The sequence below is a fragment of the Streptomyces sp. DvalAA-14 genome, assembly GCF_900091855.1.
In the GTDB taxonomy this organism is placed as follows: Bacteria; Actinomycetota; Actinomycetes; order Streptomycetales; family Streptomycetaceae; genus Actinacidiphila.
The window spans coordinates 1-1,227 of record NZ_FMCH01000037.1; the positions used below are offsets into that span (position 1 = coordinate 1).

Sequence of the window (1,227 nt, forward strand, 5' to 3'; positions counted from 1 at the left end):
TGCCCGGCTGATCCGCGGCCGCCGCCGCTCGGACCGGCCGCGGCCGTCGTCCCGTGGCGGCCCGCCTACCGGACGGGTGAATTCCGGATGCCGCCGGGCCGCCCGGCTGCGCCCGGCGCCGGCCGCCGGCGGGCGCGATCCGGATCCGCGCACAGGGCAGGCGCGACAAGGGGATTGCCGCCGCCCGCGCGGGCGGGCAGGGGTACCCGCGGGAGGTGAACACCAACGGGGCACCGGCAGGAAGCTTGGGTGTCCGATGTATTGTCTTGCGGGTCGTCGGGACGCCCGCCGCAAGAGCATCGCGCCCCGCGCGCGGGCCGTCAGGCGCCGGCGCCGAACAGCCGTGAGCCATGAACCGTGCGAGGAGGGGAGCGTTTGTGACCGCGACGCGCCCGGTCGAGACCGTGGCGGAGAGTTCCGCGCAACCAGCAACCGGACGGAAGTTGGGACCCCTGCTGCCGGACCGGCTGCGACGCACCGGCCGGCCCCATCTGCTGATCGAGCTGGTCTTCACGGTGGGGCTGTACCTGGCCTACAGCCGGACCCGCCGCTACGTGCCCTCCCACCGCACCGCCGCCCTGCACCGGGCACGGGAGATCTGGCACGCCGAGCGACTGCTGCACATCAACTTCGAACTGACGCTGAACCACGCGGTGGACAAGGTCTCGTGGCTGGTCGTCGGTATGAACTACTACTACGCCACGCTGCACTTCATCGTGACGCCGGTGGTGCTGATCTGGCTCTACACCTTCCGGCCCGACCGCTACCGGGCCGGGCGCACCGCCTTGTTCACGGCGACCCTGCTGGCCCTGTTCGGCTTCGCCTTCTTCGCGCTGGCCCCGCCCCGCTTCCTGCCGGACGAGGGCTTCATCGACACCGTGGTCACCCACCACACCTGGGGCTCATGGGGCTCGGGGCACGTCTCGACGGTGTCCAACCTGTACGCGGCCATGCCGTCGGTCCACATCGTCTGGGCCGCGTGGAGCGGGCTCACGGTGGCCTTCCTCGCCCGGCACACCTGGGTCAGGGTGGTGGGCGCGCTCTATCCGGTGGCCACCTTCACCGTGATCCTCTCCACCGGCAACCACTTCATCGCCGACGCGGCGGGCGGCGCGCTCACCTTGACGCTGGGCTTCGCCATCCAGCGGCTGCTGAGCGGCAAGCCCGCGTACCGCACCCCGCGACCGCGGCACGAACCGGTGGAGCCGGCCGAGCCGCTCGGACCCG

The 1,227-nt window shown here is 72.3% G+C and carries 1 protein-coding gene; it reads left to right on the forward strand.

Annotated elements, in window-relative coordinates; genetic code table 11:
• Positions 1-377: 377 nt before the first annotated feature.
• The coding region (locus GA0115240_RS02010) for a phosphatase PAP2 family protein (protein ID WP_256069457.1) at positions 378-1,227 on the forward strand (850 nt) is incomplete at its 3' end.